The sequence below is a fragment of the Streptomyces sp. NBC_01224 genome, assembly GCF_036002945.1.
In the GTDB taxonomy this organism is placed as follows: Bacteria; Actinomycetota; Actinomycetes; order Streptomycetales; family Streptomycetaceae; genus Streptomyces.
The window spans coordinates 5,866,735-5,884,856 of sequence record NZ_CP108529.1 but is presented as its reverse complement, the minus strand read 5'-3'; the positions used below and the strand labels follow the sequence as shown (position 1 = coordinate 5,884,856).

The 18,122-nt window shown below is 68.9% G+C and carries 15 protein-coding genes; 12 read left to right on the top strand and 3 right to left on the bottom strand.

Annotated features, from left to right (window positions below):
- The first annotated feature begins 4 nt into the window (after positions 1-4).
- The 9 genes from OG609_RS26480 (at position 5) to OG609_RS26440 (ending at position 10,785) form a co-directional block, all read left to right on the top strand.
- The gene (locus tag OG609_RS26480; RefSeq protein ID WP_327275107.1) at positions 5-1,171 is read left to right on the top strand and encodes an acyl-CoA dehydrogenase family protein; all 1,167 of its coding nucleotides are present in this window, start codon (positions 5-7) and stop codon (positions 1,169-1,171) included.
- A 309-nt stretch (positions 1,172-1,480) separates the two neighbouring features.
- Positions 1,481-3,454: an Ig-like domain repeat protein gene (locus OG609_RS26475; RefSeq protein WP_327275106.1), complete on the top strand. Its 1,974-nt coding sequence runs from the start codon at positions 1,481-1,483 to the stop codon at positions 3,452-3,454.
- A gap of 111 nt (positions 3,455-3,565) precedes the next feature.
- Positions 3,566-4,207, top strand: coding sequence for a GNAT family N-acetyltransferase (locus OG609_RS26470; protein ID WP_327275105.1), 642 nt, complete (start codon positions 3,566-3,568; stop codon positions 4,205-4,207).
- Positions 4,204-4,563, top strand: a complete 360-nt coding sequence (locus OG609_RS26465) for a hypothetical protein (RefSeq protein ID WP_327275104.1) — start codon at positions 4,204-4,206, stop codon at positions 4,561-4,563. The genes OG609_RS26470 and OG609_RS26465 overlap by 4 nt, the downstream gene beginning before the upstream one ends.
- Positions 4,564-4,670: 107 nt before the next feature.
- A complete protein-coding gene (locus tag OG609_RS26460) occupies positions 4,671-5,522 on the top strand; it encodes a siderophore-interacting protein (protein WP_327275103.1) in 852 nt (283 codons plus the stop codon).
- Positions 5,523-5,755: 233 nt separating this feature from the next.
- A complete protein-coding gene (locus OG609_RS26455) occupies positions 5,756-7,204 on the top strand; it encodes a pyridoxal phosphate-dependent decarboxylase family protein (protein ID WP_327275102.1) in 1,449 nt (482 codons plus the stop codon).
- The gene (locus OG609_RS26450) at positions 7,188-8,465 is read left to right on the top strand and encodes a lysine N(6)-hydroxylase/L-ornithine N(5)-oxygenase family protein (protein WP_327275101.1); all 1,278 of its coding nucleotides are present in this window, start codon (positions 7,188-7,190) and stop codon (positions 8,463-8,465) included. Before OG609_RS26455 ends, OG609_RS26450 begins: the two co-directional genes overlap by 17 nt.
- Positions 8,462-9,007, top strand: a complete 546-nt coding sequence (locus OG609_RS26445) for a GNAT family N-acetyltransferase (protein ID WP_327275100.1) — start codon at positions 8,462-8,464, stop codon at positions 9,005-9,007. The genes OG609_RS26450 and OG609_RS26445 overlap by 4 nt, the downstream gene beginning before the upstream one ends.
- Complete coding sequence (locus tag OG609_RS26440) at positions 9,007-10,785, top strand: IucA/IucC family protein (protein ID WP_442818003.1); 1,779 nt, start codon at positions 9,007-9,009, stop codon at positions 10,783-10,785. The genes OG609_RS26445 and OG609_RS26440 overlap by 1 nt, the downstream gene beginning before the upstream one ends.
- Before the next feature lie 86 nt (positions 10,786-10,871).
- Here OG609_RS26440 and OG609_RS26435 read toward each other — a convergent pair whose 3' ends face one another.
- Positions 10,872-12,506 carry a beta-N-acetylhexosaminidase gene (locus OG609_RS26435; RefSeq protein WP_327275099.1) on the bottom strand — a complete coding sequence of 545 codons (1,635 nt, stop codon included), beginning with the start codon at positions 12,504-12,506 and terminating at the stop codon, positions 10,872-10,874.
- A gap of 134 nt (positions 12,507-12,640) precedes the next feature.
- Here OG609_RS26435 and OG609_RS26430 point away from each other — a divergent pair, with 134 nt between their 5' ends.
- The 3 genes from OG609_RS26430 (at position 12,641) to glmS (ending at position 15,843) form a co-directional block, all read left to right on the top strand.
- On the top strand, positions 12,641-13,573 hold the full coding sequence (locus OG609_RS26430; RefSeq protein ID WP_327275098.1) for a DUF4429 domain-containing protein: 933 nt from the start codon (positions 12,641-12,643) through the stop codon (positions 13,571-13,573).
- A gap of 121 nt (positions 13,574-13,694) precedes the next feature.
- Positions 13,695-13,970, top strand: a complete 276-nt coding sequence (locus tag OG609_RS26425; RefSeq protein ID WP_114244647.1) for a hypothetical protein — start codon at positions 13,695-13,697, stop codon at positions 13,968-13,970.
- Between the two features lie 43 nt (positions 13,971-14,013).
- Positions 14,014-15,843: a glutamine--fructose-6-phosphate transaminase (isomerizing) gene (gene glmS / locus OG609_RS26420; RefSeq protein WP_327275097.1), complete on the top strand. Its 1,830-nt coding sequence runs from the start codon at positions 14,014-14,016 to the stop codon at positions 15,841-15,843.
- A 122-nt stretch (positions 15,844-15,965) separates the two neighbouring features.
- Here glmS and OG609_RS26415 read toward each other — a convergent pair whose 3' ends face one another.
- A complete protein-coding gene (locus OG609_RS26415; protein WP_327275096.1) occupies positions 15,966-16,538 on the bottom strand; it encodes an acetate uptake transporter in 573 nt (190 codons plus the stop codon).
- 186 nt (positions 16,539-16,724) lie between these two features.
- Positions 16,725-17,246: a universal stress protein gene (locus OG609_RS26410; RefSeq protein ID WP_072489220.1), complete on the bottom strand. Its 522-nt coding sequence runs from the start codon at positions 17,244-17,246 to the stop codon at positions 16,725-16,727.
- Positions 17,247-18,122: the final 876 nt, after the last annotated feature.

Sequence of the window (18,122 nt, the reverse complement as noted above, 5' to 3'; positions counted from 1 at the left end):
TGCCATGTCCCTGGACCACCGGCTGACCGCCGAGCACGAGGAACTGCGTCGCACCGTCGAGGAGTTCGCGCACGATGTGATCGCGCCGAAGATCGGCGACTTCTACGAGCGCCATGAGTTCCCGTACGAGATCGTGCGGGAGATGGGACGGATGGGCCTGTTCGGGCTGCCGTTCCCCGAGGAGTACGGCGGCATGGGCGGCGACTATCTCGCCCTCGGGATCGCCCTGGAGGAACTGGCCCGCGTCGACTCGTCCGTGGCGATCACCCTGGAGGCCGGGGTCTCGCTCGGCGCGATGCCCGTCTACCACTTCGGTACGGAGGAGCAAAAGCGGCAGTGGCTGCCGAGGCTCTGTTCGGGCGAGGCGCTCGGCGCGTTCGGCCTGACCGAGCCGGACGCCGGTTCGGACGCGGGCGGCACCCGCACGACGGCGGTGCGCGACGAGGCCACGGGCGAGTGGGTGATCAACGGCTCGAAGTGCTTCATCACCAACTCCGGTACGGACATCACGGAACTGGTCACGGTCACGGCCGTGACCGGCCGCAAGGAGAACGGCGCCCCGCTGATCTCCTCGATCATCGTGCCGTCCGGCACCCCCGGCTTCACCGTCGCCGCCCCGTACTCCAAGGTCGGCTGGAACGCCTCGGACACCCGCGAGCTGTCCTTCTCCGACGTCCGCGTGCCCCTGGAGAACCTGCTGGGGCAGGAGGGCCGCGGCTACGCCCAGTTCCTGCGCATCCTGGACGAGGGCCGGATCGCCATCGCCGCGCTGGCCACGGGCCTGGCGCAGGGCTGTGTGGACGAGTCGGTGAAGTACGCCAAGGAGCGCCAGGCCTTCGGCAGGCCGATCGGCGCCAACCAGGCCATCCAGTTCAAGATCGCGGACATGGAGATGCGGGCCCACATGGCCCGGGCCGGCTGGCGCGACGCGGCGTCGCGCCTGGTGGCGGGCGAACCGTTCAAGAAGGAGGCGGCGATCGCGAAGCTGTACTCGTCGACGGTGGCGGTGGACAACGCCCGCGAGGCGACCCAGGTCCACGGCGGCTACGGCTTCATGAACGAGTACCCGGTGGCCCGGATGTGGCGCGACTCCAAGATCCTGGAGATCGGCGAGGGCACGAGCGAGGTGCAGCGGATGCTGATCGCGCGGGAGCTGGGGCTGCCGGCCTGACATCTCGCGGTGGTACGGGGCGGGTCCGGGTTCCGGGCCCGCCCGATCCGCTTTCCGGGCCGGTCACCGAATCAGGCCGAACCCGGCACTCCGACCCCCGGGAACAACCGGGCGCCGCCCCGGAGTTCGCCCGGCACCGTGCACCCGATCCCTGCGCGCATCCGCCTCCCGCCTGTCACCGCCATGACATACCCTTCACAACAACGGCCGCGCCCTGCACACCGTCTTCACGTAACGGTGTCCGGATGCCGCGCGGCCCGACTCGTCACCCGGCCCATCCACCGGGTTTCACTGTGGGGGTACATCAACGTGCGTACGCGCACCGTGTCGACCGCGCTCGCGGTCCTCTTCAGCTCGACGGCGCTGGCCGTCGGCACCACGGGGTCGGCCATGGCCGACTCCAGCAAGGCCCTGCCGATCTCCTCGTACGGCGACATCGCCGTGGACGGTGTACACAAGCGGGTCTACATCAGCGATCCGAGCGGCAACAAGGTCGTCGTCACCGACTACGCGGGCAAGGTCGTGACGACCGTCCCGAATCTCCCTGGCGTACAGGATCTGGCGATCGCGCCCGACTCCCGTTCCGTCTACGCGGCCGTCCCGGGCAGCGACGCCGTCGTGGCCATCGAGACGACCACCTCGACCGCCGCCGCGCAGTACGGCACCGGCGAGAACACCCGGCCCCAGACGCTGGCGGTGGCGGGCGGGCGGGTCTGGTTCATGTACGGCGAGCAGCCTTCGCACCACCTGGGCTCGTTCGACCCCGCGCAGAGCAGCCCGGAGGTCGCCCTCGACCAGCTCCCCGGCATCGGCTGGTACGACGCCCCCGAGCTGGAGTCCGCCGGGAACACCCTGGTGCTCGGCGTCCACGGCACCTGGTCCGGACTGGCCGTGTACGACGTGTCGACGAGCACCCCCGTCCTGCGCAAGCAGGGCATGCCGTCCGAGGCCGCGAACTACATGGACGACTTCGCACTCAGCGCCGACGGCAAGAAGATCGTCGCCGCCTCGGGCGAGTCCCCCTACGCGGCGACCGCGATCAACACCGACGACCTCACCCGTACCGGCGGCTACCCGACCAAGGCGGACCATCCCAACTCGGCCGCGATCGCCCCGGACGGCACGGTCGCCCTGTCCACCTACAGCTGGTACGACACGGACATCTACATCTACAAGCCCGGCGCGACGACGCCGTACCGCACGTACACGTACGACCAGGGCACGCCGGGCGGCGACACCATCACCTCGCAAGGACTGGCGTGGGCCCCCGACGGGACCAAGCTGTTCGCGCTCGCCGGCGGTTACGGCGGGCCGTCCCTGCGGGTCCTCGACGACGCCACCCGCTACCCGGTCAAGGCCACCGTCTCCGCGCCCGCCAAGGCGACCCGCGCCAAGAAGCTCGACGTCACCGGCAAACTGACCTCCGGCAAGTCCTTCCCCTCGGGCTCCAGGGTCACCGTCACCCGGACCGATATCGACTCCCCCAAGGGCAAGTCGCTCGGCACGAAGACGGTCGGTTCGTCCGGTGCGTTCTCCTTCAGCGACACACCGCCCGCCGGCGGCAACGTCACCTACACGGCGACGTACGCGGGCGACGCCACACACGCGCCCGCATCGGGCAAGGACACGGTCGCCGTCTCGCGCACCGCCACCGCCCTCACGCTCAACCACAACGGCGGCACCTACTCCTACGGCGCCAAGGTCTCGTTCACCGCGCACCTCGGCAAGACGTACAAGAACCGCACCGTCGAGATCTGGGCCGATCCCTTCGGCGCCGACAAGCCCAAGAAGCTGCTGCAGAAGGGCAAGGTCAACTCCAAGGGCAACCTGTCGGTCACCGTGAGCATGACCCGTAACACCGCGGTCACCGCGGTCTACGCGGGCGATGCCCGCTCGGGTTCCAAGACCGTCAAGTCGACCGCGTACGCCAAGGTGAAGGTCTCCACCTCCGTCTCCAAGCAGTACAAGACAGGCAAGATCGGTTCCACGACGTACTACTGGTTCCACAAGAACACCGACCCGGTCCTCACCACGTCGATGACGTACTACAAGGGCCGCCAGCAGCGCTTCGGGCTCCAGGTCTACTACCAGGGCAAGTGGTACGACGCGGACCCCGAGTACTTCGCGCTGGGCACCAACGGCAAGTCCGTGGTCCGCCTCGAAGCCCCTGGCAAGTCCGGCATCCGCGCCCGGATGCGCTCCTCGTACATCAAGGGCTCCTCGGGTGACAACGTGAACTCGACGACGCACGGCGCGTGGAAGTACCTGTACTTCACGAAGTAGGGAACAGCACACCACTGCCACGTGACGGAGAAGGGCCCCGGCGGGGGCCCTTCTGCACGTCGGGGTGCAATTCGTTCGACAGCGCGCAGCTCCTTTCGGCAGAGTCCGTACATGAATCCGCAGCACTGGCCCCTGTACGGGCTCCGCCTCCGCACGCCGCGCCTGGAACTCCGTCTCCCGGACCTGGAGTTGCTGGACGATCTCGCGTCGGTCGCTGCGGACGGGGTGCACCCGCCGGCCGATATGCCGTTCACGGTCCCCTGGACCGACGCGTCGCCCGCCGAGTGCGGCAAGGCCGTGTTCCAGCATGTGCTGGCCACCGTCGCCAACTGGTCCGTACGGGACTGGGCACTGAGCCTCGTCGTGCTGCACGAGGGCAAGGCGGTCGGGCGGCAGGACGTGATGGCGAAGGACTTCGCCGTGACCGGTGAGGTCGGCACCGGCTCGTGGCTGGGTCTGGCCCATCAGGGTCAGGGCATCGGCACCGAGATGCGGGCCGCCGCCCTGCATCTCGCCTTCGCCGGACTCGGGGCCCGGACCGCGGTCTCGGCCGCCATGACCGACAACCCGCGCTCGCTGGGTGTCTCGCGCCGGCTCGGATATCTGCCGGACGGACTGGAGGTCGGCGCGGTACGGGGTGCGCCCGTCACTCTGCAGCGGCTGCGGCTGGACCGTGCCCGCTGGGAGGCGTACCGGGCCGTCGAGGTGACGGTCGAGGGGCTCGACGACTGCCGGAAGGAATTCGGGGCATGACGCTGACGGTGCATACGTTCATCTACGACGAGGACTGTCGGTCGCATCTCCTCGACGACCCCGAGGACGGCAGCAACATGGCCGGGACCGAGGTCTGCCGGACCACGCTGTGGGGGTCGAAGGCCGCACGGGCGCTCGGCGCCCGATTCTTCCCCGAGCTGGCCACCGGCGATCTGTACGTGGAGCCGGAGGACATCGACGACTTCCTCGCCGAGTGCGAACTGCTGCACCGGAACGCCGCGACGCTCGCCGGAGGCGGCGGCGACCGGCAGGACTACGTGGCGGCCCGGCTCGCCAACATCACCCGCGCGGCCCTGCGGGCCCGGGCGGTGGGCGGCGGGGTCCTGGTCTGGTGAGCGGCCGGGGAACCCTCGAATTCTCGATGAGGTTAGGCTAACCTTCCTTTTGGCATGCCGGTGGCCTGTTCCCGGCTTCGCTTCCGGTTCCTGGGAGGAACCCCCGCATGACGACGTCTGTCGCACCCCCCATCACCCCCTTCCGGTTCTTCGGCCTGACCGTCCTGCGGACCCGGCGACTCGGACCCTCCATGCTCCGGGTCACCTTCGGCGGCCCGGGACTCGACGGCTTCGCCGCCGGAGGACGCGACCAGAGCCTGTCGCTGTTCCTGCCGCACCCCGGCCAGCCGGAACCAGTCGTTCCGGTCGATGAAGACGGCAATTGGTTCGCCGCCTGGCGCGCCCTTCCGGACGACGTGCGGGCCGTCATGCGCTCGTACACCGTGCGCACCCAGCGCCGCACACCCGACGGGGCGACCGAGATCGACATCGACTTCGCGTTGCACGGGGACGGCGGGCCCGCCTGCCGCTGGGCGGCCGCCGCCTCCCCCGGCGATCCGCTCAAGGCGCTGGGCCCGGCCGTCGAGGACAACACCGCCGTCCGTTTCCGCCCTCCGCAGGACACCGACTGGGTGCTGATCTGGGCCGACGAGACCGCGCTGCCCGCCGCGTCCGCCGCCCTGGAGTGGCTGCCGGCCGGCATGAAGGCCCAGGTCTGGCTGGAGGTCCAGCACACCGAGGACCGCCAGGCCCTCAACACCGCGGCCAGGGCCCGGATCACCTGGCTCGTACGGGACGAAGGCGCACCCGCCGGCCTGGAGGCCGTCCGGGCGGCCGAGTTGCCCGAGGGGGCACCGTACGTCTGGATCGCGGGCGAGTCGTCACAGGTGCGGGCACTGCGCCGCCATCTCGTGCAGGAGCGCCGATTCGACCGCAGGCGCGTGACGTTCGTCGGGTACTGGCGTCGCGGAATGAGCGAGGAGCAGCTGCGCGAGGCGACGGCCACCGCGGACGCGTAGCAGGAAGGCGGCAGGGTGCGGTCCGCACGCCGCACACCCCGAACTGCCCGCCCGCAGGCCGGAAGCGGCCACCTGGTACGCGTAAATCGGACAACCTCTGCGTCCCCCGGGGGGCGAGGGACAACCCGATGTGAAGTTAGGTTAGGCTAACCTAACTTCGACATCGGGCCCTCGCCCCCTCCTTCTGCCCTGAGGGCCGATGAAGTTTCCCCGCATCCGGGAGGACCCCCTTCATGCGTTCGCACCTGCTCAACGACACGACCGCGGAGCACTACCGGCGCTCCGTGACCGCAGGAGTCGAACGGGTCGCAGCCAAACTCGCCGCCACAGACCGGCCGTTCACCGGAATCTCCGTCGACGAGCTCACTCCCGTCGTTGACGCGATCGATCTGGACCGACCGCTGGGCGATGCGTCCGCCGCCCTCGACGAGCTCGACAGCGTCTATCTCCGTGACGCCGTCTACTTCCACCACCCCCGCTACCTGGGCCACCTCAACTGCCCGGTCGTCATCCCCGCCGTCCTCGGCGAAGCCGTGCTCTCGGCCGTGAACTCCTCCCTGGACACCTGGGACCAGAGCGCCGGCGGCACTCTGATCGAGCGCCGCCTGATCGACTGGACCGCGGCCCGGATCGGCCTCGGACCGGCCGCGGACGGCATCTTCACCAGCGGCGGTACGCAGTCCAATCTGCAGGCCCTGCTGCTCGCCCGGGAAGAGGCCAAGACGCCGCCGCACCACTTCACCCGGCTGCGCGTCTTCACCTCCGAATGCAGCCACTTCAGTGTCCAGAAATCGGCCAAACTCCTCGGTCTGGGACCGGACTCGGTCATCGCCGTCCCCGTCGACCACGACAAGCGCATGCAGACCGTGGCGCTGGCCCGCGCCCTGGAGCAGTGCGTCGCCGAAGGCGCCGTACCGATGGCCGTCGTCGCCACCGCGGGCACCACCGACTTCGGTTCCATCGACCCGCTGCCCGAAATCGCCGCGCTCTGCCGGCAGTTCTCCACCTGGCTGCATGTCGACGCCGCGTACGGCTGCGGTCTGCTGGCCTCCCGTGAGCGCCGCCATCTCCTCGACGGCATCGAACACGCCGACTCGGTCACTGTGGACTACCACAAGTCCTTCTTCCAGCCGGTGAGTTCCTCGGCCGTGCTGGTCCGGGACCGGGCGACGCTGCGCCACGCCACGTACCACGCGGAGTACCTCAACCCGCAGCGAATGGCCGCCGAACGCATCCCCAACCAGGTGGACAAGTCACTGCAGACCACCCGCAGATTCGACGCCCTGAAACTGTGGATGACGCTGCGTGTCATGGGTGCCGACGGCATCGGCGAGCTCTTCGACGAGGTCTGCGACCTGGCCGCCGAGGGCTGGCGGCTGCTCGCCGCCGACCCGCGGTTCGACGTCGTCGTCGAGCCCCGGCTGTCCACGCTGGTGTTCCGCTACGTCCCGTCCGGCGTCACCGCGCCCGGCGAGATCGACCGGGCCAATCTCCATGCCCGCAAGGCGCTCTTCTCCTCCGGCGAGGCCGTCGTCGCCGGTACGAAGGTCGGCGGCCGTCAATACCTGAAGTTCACCCTGCTCAACCCCGAAACGACCGCGCAGGACATCGCCGCGGTACTCGACCTGATCTCCGGCCACGCCGAGCAGTACCTGGGAGACTCCCTTGACCGCGCTTCCTGAACCCCATGACTTCATCGGTATCGGGCTCGGCCCGTTCAATCTCGGGCTCGCTTGTCTGACCGAGCCGATCGACGAACTGAACGGGGTGTTCCTCGAGTCCAAGCCGGACTTCGAATGGCACTCCGGGATGTTCCTCGAAGGGGCCCATCTCCAGACGCCGTTCATGTCGGACCTGGTCACGATGGCCGACCCGACTTCTCCGTACTCCTTCCTGAACTATCTGAAGGAACGCGGGCGGCTGTACTCCTTCTACATCCGGGAGAACTTCTACCCGCTGCGGACCGAGTACAACGACTACTGCCGCTGGGCCGCCGCGGAACTGAGCAGCATCCGCTTCGACACGACCGTCGAGTCGGTCACGTACGACGAAGGGACCGCGCTCTACACCGTCCGCACCGCCACCGGCGGCGCCTTCCGGGCCCCGCGGCTCGTGCTCGGCACCGGTACTCCCCCGTACATCCCGGATGCCTGCCAGGGCCTGGGCGGCGATTATCTGCACAACTCTCGTTATCTGGAAGGGAAAACGGCTCTCCAGGCGAAGGAGTCCATCACCCTCGTCGGCAGTGGGCAGAGCGCGGCCGAGATCTATTACGACCTGCTCTCCGAGATCGATGTGCACGGCTACCGGCTGAACTGGGTGACGCGCTCGCCGCGTTTCTTCCCGCTGGAGTACACCAAGCTGACGCTGGAGATGACCTCCCCGGAGTACATCGACTACTTCCACGCGCTGCCAGAGGAGACCCGCTACCGGCTGGAGTCCGGGCAGAAGGGCCTCTTCAAAGGCATCGACGGAGAGCTGATCGACGCGATCTTCGATCTGCTCTACCAGAAGAACCTGGCCGGTCCCGTCCCGACCCGGCTCCTCACCAACTCCTCGCTGGACAGCGCGAGATACGAGGAGAGCAGCGGCACGTACACGCTTGCCCTGCACCAGGAGGAGCAGGGCAAGGACTACACCCTCACCACCGAGGGCCTGATCCTCGCCACCGGCTACCGCTACCGCGCGCCCGCATTCCTCGAGGACATCCACGACCGGCTGCGCCGGGACGGCCACGGCCGCTTCGACGTGGCCCGCAACTACTCCATCGACACCACCGGGCACGGCGTCTTCCTGCAGAACGCGGGCACGCACACCCACTCGATCACCTCGCCCGACCTGGGCATGGGTGCCTACCGCAACGCGTACATCATCGGCGAACTGCTCGGCCGTGAGTACTACCCGATCGAGAAGTCCATAGCCTTCCAGGAGTTCGCCGTATGACCGCCGACCTCGGCACCTTCACCACCCGTCCGCTGGACCCCCTCGCCGACGCCGAACTGGTGCACGGCTGGGTCACCCACCCCAAGGCCTCCTTCTGGCTGATGGGCGACGCGGAACTCCAGGACGTCGAGCGGGAGTACATGGCGATCGCCGCCCACCCGCACCACGACGCCTTCATCGGGCTGCACGACGGGGAGCCCGCCTTCCTGATGGAGCGGTACGACCCCACCGAGGTCGAGCTCAAGGGGCTGTACGACGCCGAGCCCGGCGACATCGGGATGCACTTCCTGGCCGCCCCGACCGACACCCCGCTGCACGGCTTCACGCTCGGTGTGATCACCGCCGTGATGGAGGCGATGTTCGCCGACCCGTCCGTACGCCGGATCGTCGTCGAACCCGATGTACGCAACAGCGCGGTGCACGCCCTCAACAAGGCGGTCGGCTTCGAAGTGCTGGGCGAGATTGCCAAGCCGGAGAAGAACGCCCTGCTCAGCGCGTGTACACGGGAACAGTTCGCCGCAGCGGCCGGGGGTGGTGTCTGATGTCCCCCGTCATCGACAGCGTCGCCCATCTCACCCCTGAGCGCTGGGCCACCGCCAACCGGCTGCTGATCCGCAAGGCGCTCGCCGAGTTCAGCCACGAGCGGCTGCTGACCCCCGCACCGCACGGCGACGACCGCTACTCGGTGCGCAGCGACGACGCGGCGACCGAGTACCGCTTCACCGCACGGCTCTACGCCCTCGACCACTGGCAGGTCGAGGCCGACTCGATCAGCCGCCACCGACATGGCTCCGAACTGACGCTGGACGCAGCCGAGTTCTTTGTCGAGCTGCGCTCCACGCTCGGCCTCTCGGCGGAGATCCTCCCGGTCTACCTGGAGGAGATCTCCTCCACCCTGGCCGGCACCGCGTACAAGCTGACCAAGCAGCCCGTCACCTCCGCCGAGCTGGTCCGTGCCGGGTTCCAGGCGATCGAGACCGGCATGACCGAGGGCCACCCCTGCTTCGTCGCCAACAACGGGCGGCTCGGCTTCGGTATGGACGAGTACCGGGCGTATGCCCCCGAGGCGGCAACCGGGATCCGTCTGGTCTGGCTCGCCGCCCGCCGCGACCGCGCCACCTTCACCGCGGGCACCGGCCTCGACTACGGGACACTGATCACCGGTGAGCTGGGCGAGGAGACCCTCACCCGGTTCGCGGCCACGATGACCGGCCTCGGGCTCGACCTCGACGACTATCTGCTGATCCCGGTCCACCCCTGGCAGTGGTGGAACAAGCTGGCCGTCACCTTCGCCGGAGAACTCGCTCAGCATCATCTGGTCTGCCTCGGAGAGGGCGACGACAGCTACCTCGCCCAGCAGTCGATCCGCACGTTCTTCAACACCAGCAGCCCGGACAAGTACTACGTCAAAACGGCGCTGTCCGTCCTCAACATGGGCTTCATGCGCGGGCTTTCCGCCGCGTACATGGAGGCCACCCCCGCGATCAACGACTGGCTGGCCGAGCTGATCGAGCGTGACGAGCTGCTGCGCGAGGCCCGCTTCTCGATCATCCGGGAACGGGCGGCCATCGGCTACCACCACCGGACGTACGAGGCGGCCACTGCCAAGGGCTCGCCGTACCTGAAAATGCTCGCCGCGCTGTGGCGGGAGAGCCCAGTCCCCGGCCTGGCGCCCGGCGAGCGGGTCGCGACCATGGCCTCGCTGCTCCACACCGACCACGAGGGCAACTCCGTCGCCGGTGCGCTGATCGCCGAGTCGGGACTGGATCCCGCGGTGTGGCTGCGCCACTACCTGGACGCGTACCTGGTGCCGGTGCTGCACAGCTTCTACGCGTACGACCTGGTGTTCATGCCGCACGGCGAGAACGTCATCCTGGTCGTCGAGGGCGGCGTCGTACGGCGCACGGTGTTCAAGGACATCGCCGAGGAGATCGCTGTCATGGACCCGGACGCGGTGCTGCCGCCGAAGGTCGAGCGGATCCGCGCCGAGGTTCCCGAGGACATGAAACTGCTCTCGGTCCTCACCGATGTCTTCGACTGCTTCCTGCGCTTTCTGGGCGCGGGGCTGGCGAGCGAGGGCGTGCTCGAGGAGGAGACGTTCTGGCGGACGGTCGCCCGGTGCGTCACCGGTTACCAGGAGTCGGTGCCGTACCTCGCCGAGAAGTTCAAGCAGTACGACATGTTCGCGGAGGAGTTCGCGCTGTCCTGCCTGAACCGGCTGCAGCTGCGGAACAACAAGCAGATGGTCGATCTGACCGATCCGCCGGGGGCGCTGCAGCTGATCGGCACGCTGAAGAACCCGATCGCCGGACGGGCGTGAAACCGGGCCCGTCCGGCGACTGAGGACATCTGCCGAGCCCGTCCGGCGATCGAGAACACAACGGTCGCCGGACGGCCCCGGTCACCTCACCGGTCGGCCCAGGGAACCTGCGGCGCCCGGTAGTAGTTGACGCCGAGCGCCGAGAGCCTCGGCCCCTGCGCACCCAGCCGCACCTTGTACGCGTCCCAGTCGTGCGTGGACGCGGGCGACCATCCCAGCTCCGCCACCCCGGGCAGCCTGGGGAACGCCATCTGTTCGATCTCGTCGCTGTTGGTCAGGGTCTCCGACCAGAGCGGCGCCTCGACGCCGAGGATCGAACCCTCCGGGGCACCGTCCAGGTACGTCGCCGGGTTCCAGTCGTACGAACGCTGGACGGAGACGTAACCGGCCCAGGCCAGGCCGAGCTTGGTGTCCTTGTCGTACTTCATATCGAGGTAGCTCCGGTCGGCCGGGGACAGCACCAGCTTCGTGCCGTTCACGGCGGCGTCCGCCACCTGCTTGCGCTCGGCCGCGCCCGTCCGGTCGTAACCCCAGTACTGGGCGACCGCGCCCTTCACCGGCGTGCCCCCGGTCAGCTGGTGCCAGCCGATCACGGTCTTGCCGTACTTGCCGACGATGGCCTGTGCCTTGTCCATGAAGGCCACATAGTCCTCGTGGCTGGTGGAGTGCGCCTCGTCGCCGCCGATGTGGAGGTACTTGCCGGGGGTGAGCGCGGCCAGCTCACGGACCACGTCGTCCACGAAGTCGTACGTGAGCGCCTTCGGGACGCAGAGCGAGCTGAAGCCGACATTGGTGCCGGTGTAGAGCGGCGGCGCGACGCCGTTGCAGTTCAGCTCCGCGTACGAGGCGAGGGCCGCGTTGGTGTGGCCGGGCAGGTCGATCTCCGGCACGACCTCCAGATAGCGGGAGGAGGCGTACCGCACGATCTCCTTGTAGTCGCTCTTCGTGTAGTAGCCGCCGGCTCCCCCGCCCACCTCCGTCTGCCCGCCGTACGTGGCGAGCCGCGGCCAGGAGTCGATGGCGATCCGCCAGCCCTGGTCGTCGGAGAGGTGCAGATGGAGCTTGTTCATCTTGTAGAGGGCGAGCTGGTCGATGTAGCGCTTGACCTCGGCGACGGAGAAGAAGTGCCGGGAGACGTCCAGCATCGCGCTCCGGTACGCATAGCGCGGCGCGTCCTTGACCGTGCCTCCCGCGACCTTCCACGGGCCCTTCTGGCGGCTGTTCTTCTCCACGTCGGCCGGGAGCAGCTGGCGCAGCGTCTGGACACCGTGGAAGAGCCCTGCCGGGCCGCGCGCCGTGATCGTGACGGAGCCGCGGCTCGACTTCAGGGTGTAGCCCTCGGCACCCGACGCGCTGTCGTGGGAGTCGAGCCGGAGCCGGATACCGTCGCCGCCGCGACCGGTGACCGGCAGGGCGTAACCGGTGGACGGGCGCAGCACGCCCGCCAGATAGTCGCCGATCTTCCGGGCCTCGCGGGAGCCGTCCTCGACGCGGATCCTGGTGTCCGCGGTGATGGTGTACGGAGAGCCGCCGGGCTTCGCCTCGGCGGGGGCCGGCACTATCTGCCCGAGCGGACGGGGCACGGCGGCAGTGGCCGGGCCGCTGTCGGCCGCCTGCCCTCCCGGCGCAGCGCCGACACTGGAGATGCCGGCCGCTGTGACGAGCAGCAGCGAGCCGAGAAGACGGGGAAGGGCGGTGCGCTGTGTCCTGTGCAGTCTCACAAGCCGGGTCCCTTTCGACGGGTTCACACCTGTGGATCTCCTGAGCAACGAACCATCACCATGCGTATCGCCTGTCCCACGCACGGTCAAGGTGTAGACCACTTCCCCGTTATGGGGCTGAGAGAATCTGCCCCATGGCGGAAATAATCCAGCGCGACGGAACGTGGACCTTCGACGGCGACGCGGTGCGGATCGTGCCCGGCCGGGGGAAGGGCATTCATCCGCTCCGGCAGGAGCTGGGCGAGTGCGTGGTCCCGCTCCGGGCACTGGCGGGCATCGCCTTCGAACCGGACCGCAAGGGCGGCCGGCTCCGGCTGAGGCTGCGTGACGGCGCCTGTCCGGTCCTGCGCGCTGCGGACGGCAGGCTCAAGGACGCCGCGGATCCGTACCAGCTGACGGTGGAAAGGGACCGGAGTGGAGTAGCGGAGTACTTCGTCGGCGAGGTGCGCAGCGCCCTGCTGATCGAGCAGGTGCCCGCCGGGCCGGTGGACGGCTTCCTGTTGCCGGGGCCCGCGGTGCCGGTCGCCGGGGGCGGCGGGGACGGCACGGCCTCGTTCGACGGCGAGGTCATCCGCCTCACCTGGAACTGGAAGGCCAAGGAGGTCAAGAGCTCAGGTGGCCCGGTCGCCTTCCCGGTGTCGGAGGTGACCGGGGTGCACTGGTTGCCCGCCATCGGTCTGGAGAACGGGCATCTGCGCTTCGTACGGGGCAGGGGCGGGGACATGGGCACGGGTCCGGCTCCGGCTCCGGCGGCCGAGTTCGATCCGTACTCGCTGGATCTGTGGGGACTGTCCAAGAAGGAGTACACGGCGGTACTGGTCGCGGCGGCGGTACTGGTCCGGCTGCCGGGTGCGGCGGGGGCGGAAACAGCGGCCGCCGCCGAAAGCGCTCGGCCCGCACAGATCCCGGCCCCGGCCGCACCAGCGGCACCAGCCCCCGCACCGCCCGCCGACGATCACGATGTGCTGCTGCGCCGGCTGCGCGAGCTCGGCGAGCTGCATCGGGCCGGGATTCTCACCGACGACGAGTTCACCGCCGCCAAGCAGGCCGTCCTGAAGCGTCTCTGAGCGCGTCCCCATGCCCTCCCTGACCACCTCCAGGCCCGCCCGAGAGCGCAATCACACCCACCCCTGCCCGATATCGGGCAGAATTGTTGCGTAAGCGCTCCGTCCACCGCAATATCAACGAGTGCTCGAACGCCGCTCGTCGCATGACGACCTCATTGATCACCTGGTGCGCAGCACCGCGCTCCAGCGCGGTGAAGCCGCCCGGGTGGTTCTCGACGTGCTGGCGTACTTCGACGAGACGACCGACGACTTCGTCCGCCGCCGCCACCGCGAACTGCAGTCCGGCGGCCTGGTGAACACGGAGATCTTCGAGCGGATCGCGGCCGAGCTGCCGCACCGGGCGGTCGCGCCACCGGAGCTCTCGCTCCGCCAGCTGCGCCGCATCGTCTACGGCTGAGCAACGGGCACCACAGGTACGTCGATGGAGGGGCAGAGACTTTATGTGCGGAATCGTCGGATATATCGGGAAGCGTGATGTGGCTCCGCTGCTGCTGGAAGGGCTGCAGCGGCTGGAGTACCGGGGTTACGACTCCGCGGGCATCGTCATCACCGGCAAGGCGTCGGCCGGGAAGCCCGCCGCCCTGAAGATGGTCAAGGCGAAGGGCCGGGTCCGCGAGCTCGAGGCCCGCGTTCCCAAGCGTTTCACCGGCACCACCGGCATCGCCCACACCCGCTGGGCCACCCACGGCGCCCCGAGCGACGAGAACGCGCACCCCCACCTGGACGCCGACAACAAGGTCGCCGTCGTCCACAACGGCATCATCGACAACGCCTCCGAGCTCCGTGCGAAGCTCGTCGCCGACGGTGTCGTCTTCCTCTCCGAGACCGACACCGAGGTGCTGGTCCACCTGATCGCCCGCGCCCAGGCGGAGACCTTGGAGGAGAAGGTCCGCGAGGCGCTGCGGTCGGTCGAGGGCACGTACGGCATCGCCGTCATGCACGCCGACTTCAACGACCGCATCGTGGTCGCCCGCAACGGCTCCCCGGTCGTGCTCGGCATCGGCGAGAAGGAGATGTTCGTCGCCTCCGACGTCGCCGCGCTGGTAGCGCACACCCGCCAGGTCGTCACCCTCGACGACGGCGAGATGGCCACCCTCAAGGCCGACGACTTCCGTACGTACACGACGGAGGGCTCGTCCACGACGGCCACGCCGACCACCGTGGAGTGGGAGGCCGAGTCGTACGACATGGGCGGCCACGACACGTACATGCACAAGGAGATCTCCGAGCAGGCGGACGCCGTCGACCGGGTGCTCCGCGGACGGATCGACGACCGTTTCTCCACCGTGCACCTCGGCGGCCTCAACCTGGACGCCCGCGAGGCGCGCGGGGTCCGCCGGATCAAGATCCTGGGCTGCGGCACCTCGTACCACGCGGGCCAGATCGGTGCGCAGCTGATCGAGGAGCTGGCCCGTATCCCCGCGGACGCCGAGCCCGCCTCCGAGTTCCGCTACCGCAACCCGGTCGTCGACCCCGACACCCTGTACGTGGCCGTCTCCCAGTCCGGTGAGACGTACGACGTGCTGGCCGCCGTCCAGGAACTCAAGCGCAAGGGCGCCCGGGTGCTCGGTGTGGTCAACGTGGTGGGTTCGGCAATCGCCCGGGAGGCCGACGGCGGTACGTACGTCCACGCCGGCCCCGAGGTCTGCGTCGTCTCCACCAAGTGCTTCACGAACACGGTCGTCGCGTTCGCGCTGCTCGCCCTGCACCTGGGCCGGATCCGGGATCTGTCGGTCGCCGACGGCAAGCGGATCATCGAGGGGCTGCGCAGGCTGCCCGCCCAGATCAGCGAGATCCTGGCGAACGAGGACGAGATCAAGAAGCTGGCGGCCCAGTACGCGGACGCCAAGTCGATGATGTTCATCGGCCGGGTGCGCGGCTACCCCGTCGCCCGTGAGGCCTCGCTGAAGCTCAAGGAGGTCTCGTACATCCACGCGGAGGCGTACCCCGCCTCCGAGCTGAAGCACGGGCCGCTGGCGCTGATCGAGCCCGCGATGCCGACGGTCGCGATCGTGCCGGACGACGATCTGCTGGAGAAGAACCGCGCCGCGATGGAGGAGATCAAGGCCCGCAGCGGCCGCATCCTCGCCGTCGCGCATCAGGTGCAGGAGAAGGCCGACCACACCATCGTCGTACCGAAGAACGAGAACGAGCTGGACCCGATCCTGATGGGCATCCCGCTCCAGCTCTTCGCGTACCACACAGCGCTGGCCATGGGCCGTGACATCGACAAGCCGCGCAACCTGGCGAAGTCCGTCACCGTCGAGTAGCCATCCCTGCACGGGCTGTGCCCGGAGCAGAGCGGCCCCGTACCCACCGCCACCGCGGGTACGGGGCCGCTCCCATCGGGGCCGGTGCCTCTTCCCCTTGCCGCACCGGCCCGGTCGCTGCCTCAGCCGGTGGCCGCCACGCCTCGGCCGGCAGCACGCCCCGGCAGCGCCGTGGGCCAGTTGGCCAACGCCGCCGTCGCCCCGTACCAGGCGGCGAGACCGGACACCGCGGCGAGCCAGCCGCCCGCCTTGGCCAGGCTCCCGCTGTCCGCGAACTGCCCGACGCCCAGGAGCAGAAGCGCCAGGAACAGCAGTGCGTACGTCCCCTGGACGAGCAGACCGCCACCGGCCGCGCCGAGGGTCAGGCTGAGCGCGAACAGGGCCCAGAGCAGCAGGAACAGCCCTGCCGCATGGCTGGAGACATGCGCGCCGGCGCCGGTGCCCCAGGTGAACCAGAAGGCGCCGAGCCCGGCGAAGGCCGTGCCGGTGAAGCCGCTTCCCGCGCGGAACTCCAGGAGTCCGGCGACGAACAGGGCGATACCGCCGACATACAGCGCGAGCGAGACGGCGTCGGCCGCCGTCACACCGTCCACGACCCCGGTGTGACCGATACCGAACGCCAACAGGGTGAGTCCCAGGGCGAGATGGCCGAGGGTAGAGGTGCTGGTGCTTCCCGCAGAGACGTCATTGTCCACGGCGGGCTCCCTTCACATGCAGTGGTCCTGCTTCCCAGTGACCCTTATGTACCCTTCACAAGCGCACAATCCACCTCTACGCATCGGTAGATTGCCGGTTTTCACAGGCGAGTTGACGCCACGTCGACTGAGGGGTCCGGAGCCGGTGACGAGGGTGACGGCAGGGGCGTCCGGGACGGGGAACGCTCAGGGAATGACGACGACCGGGCGCTGCGCGCGCCGTGCGAGGCGCCCCGCCACCGAGCCGAAGATGCGGCCGACGATGCCGTGCGTGGAGCCGACGACGATGGCGTCGGCCGAGTACTCCCGGCCGACCTCCTCCAGCTCGTGACAGATGTCCCCGCCGCGCTCGACGAGCACCCAGGGAACCTCGGAGAGGTAGTCCGCGCAGGCGAGCTCCAGGCCGAGCACCTCGGTGCGGTGGTCGGGCACATCGACGAATACGGGCGGCTCGCAGCCTGCCCAGACGGTGGTCGGCAGCCGATTGGCGACATGGACGATGATCAGGCCGGAACCTGATCTTCGGGCCATACCGATGGCGTATGCGAGGGCGCGCTCACTGGATGTCGAGCCGTCGAAGCCGACCACGACCCCATGCCGGAAGGCGGGGTCGCAGGAATGACGTGTTTCTTCGACCGCCTGCGGGTCCGACATGGGGTCGGCTACCTGCTTGCGGTCGGCGGGTTCGGGGATTTCGTGACCGGCCATCGGTGTCTCGGCGAAGAGAGTCCTCGTGAGGAGAGCGACTTGGGGAAGGTGCGTCAGCGGGCGGTGTTGCGGTGTCCGGGAATCATCTTCCCAACCCCTTACCCCCAAGGGTACGGCGCCACTCCTCCACTGCCCAGACCCGCGCAAAGCGCGTGCGACGTTTCACGGAGCATGCCCGAGGCGGACCCGTATGGCAATGCCGGTTGCGCTGTACATCGACGCCGGCGGGCCGGAACGACTCCCCTCGGTGACCGGGCAGGGCCGTATCCGTCACCCACTCCACGCGCACCGGGGCCGCCGCACCCCGGTGTGGATCACCACTCCGCCGCCCGGCGCCGGGCCGGCGGTCCACTCCCAGGAGTCACGCCGCGCCGGCCCCGGCACGTCCGCCCCGTCCAGAGCTCTCCACCCGGCCCCGGACCGATATCGGCCCGCCGGTCGGGATTCCGCTGCCCGCCGTCGCGCCGCGTCCTTCCGTACGATCGGCCGTCCAACCTGCCGAGGGGCGCAAAGAAGCGGCCGTTCATCGGGGTTGTGCGCCGGTCGACTGACTGAATCACGTACGCACAACCATCTATTTTCAGCCAACTTCACACCCCTGTCGCTTCCTTGCCGAATTGGCCGATCAACCCCCTTGCCACCAGGCAGGAAGAGACCGCGCGGTACGCTTCCACCCGACGGGGACGGGCCATGAACGCGAGGCGCACTTCCCTGCAAGGCCGCTGGATGAAACCCTTCGTGATCGAATGCTTCCCGCCAAGTTGCCTTGTCGACATAACGCCGGTTGGTGAACTTGTCACGCCGGCACCACGGGACGCAGTAGATTCGATCTTGGGTATCGAAGACGGGGACTCGTGCAGGACCGAGGGGAAAAGT

Coding starts and splice junctions, on each gene's coding strand:
- OG609_RS26480 (WP_327275107.1), top strand. CDS start 5: ATGTCCCTGGACCACCGGCTGACCGCCGAGCACGAGGAACTGCGTCGC.
- OG609_RS26470 (WP_327275105.1), top strand. CDS start 3,566: ATGAATCCGCAGCACTGGCCCCTGTACGGGCTCCGCCTCCGCACGCCG.
- OG609_RS26465 (WP_327275104.1), top strand. CDS start 4,204: ATGACGCTGACGGTGCATACGTTCATCTACGACGAGGACTGTCGGTCG.
- OG609_RS26460 (WP_327275103.1), top strand. CDS start 4,671: ATGACGACGTCTGTCGCACCCCCCATCACCCCCTTCCGGTTCTTCGGC.
- OG609_RS26455 (WP_327275102.1), top strand. CDS start 5,756: ATGCGTTCGCACCTGCTCAACGACACGACCGCGGAGCACTACCGGCGC.
- OG609_RS26445 (WP_327275100.1), top strand. CDS start 8,462: ATGACCGCCGACCTCGGCACCTTCACCACCCGTCCGCTGGACCCCCTC.
- OG609_RS26440 (WP_442818003.1), top strand. CDS start 9,007: ATGTCCCCCGTCATCGACAGCGTCGCCCATCTCACCCCTGAGCGCTGG.
- OG609_RS26430 (WP_327275098.1), top strand. CDS start 12,641: ATGGCGGAAATAATCCAGCGCGACGGAACGTGGACCTTCGACGGCGAC.
- glmS (WP_327275097.1), top strand. CDS start 14,014: ATGTGCGGAATCGTCGGATATATCGGGAAGCGTGATGTGGCTCCGCTG.
- OG609_RS26410 (WP_072489220.1), bottom strand. CDS start 17,246: ATGGCCGGTCACGAAATCCCCGAACCCGCCGACCGCAAGCAGGTAGCC.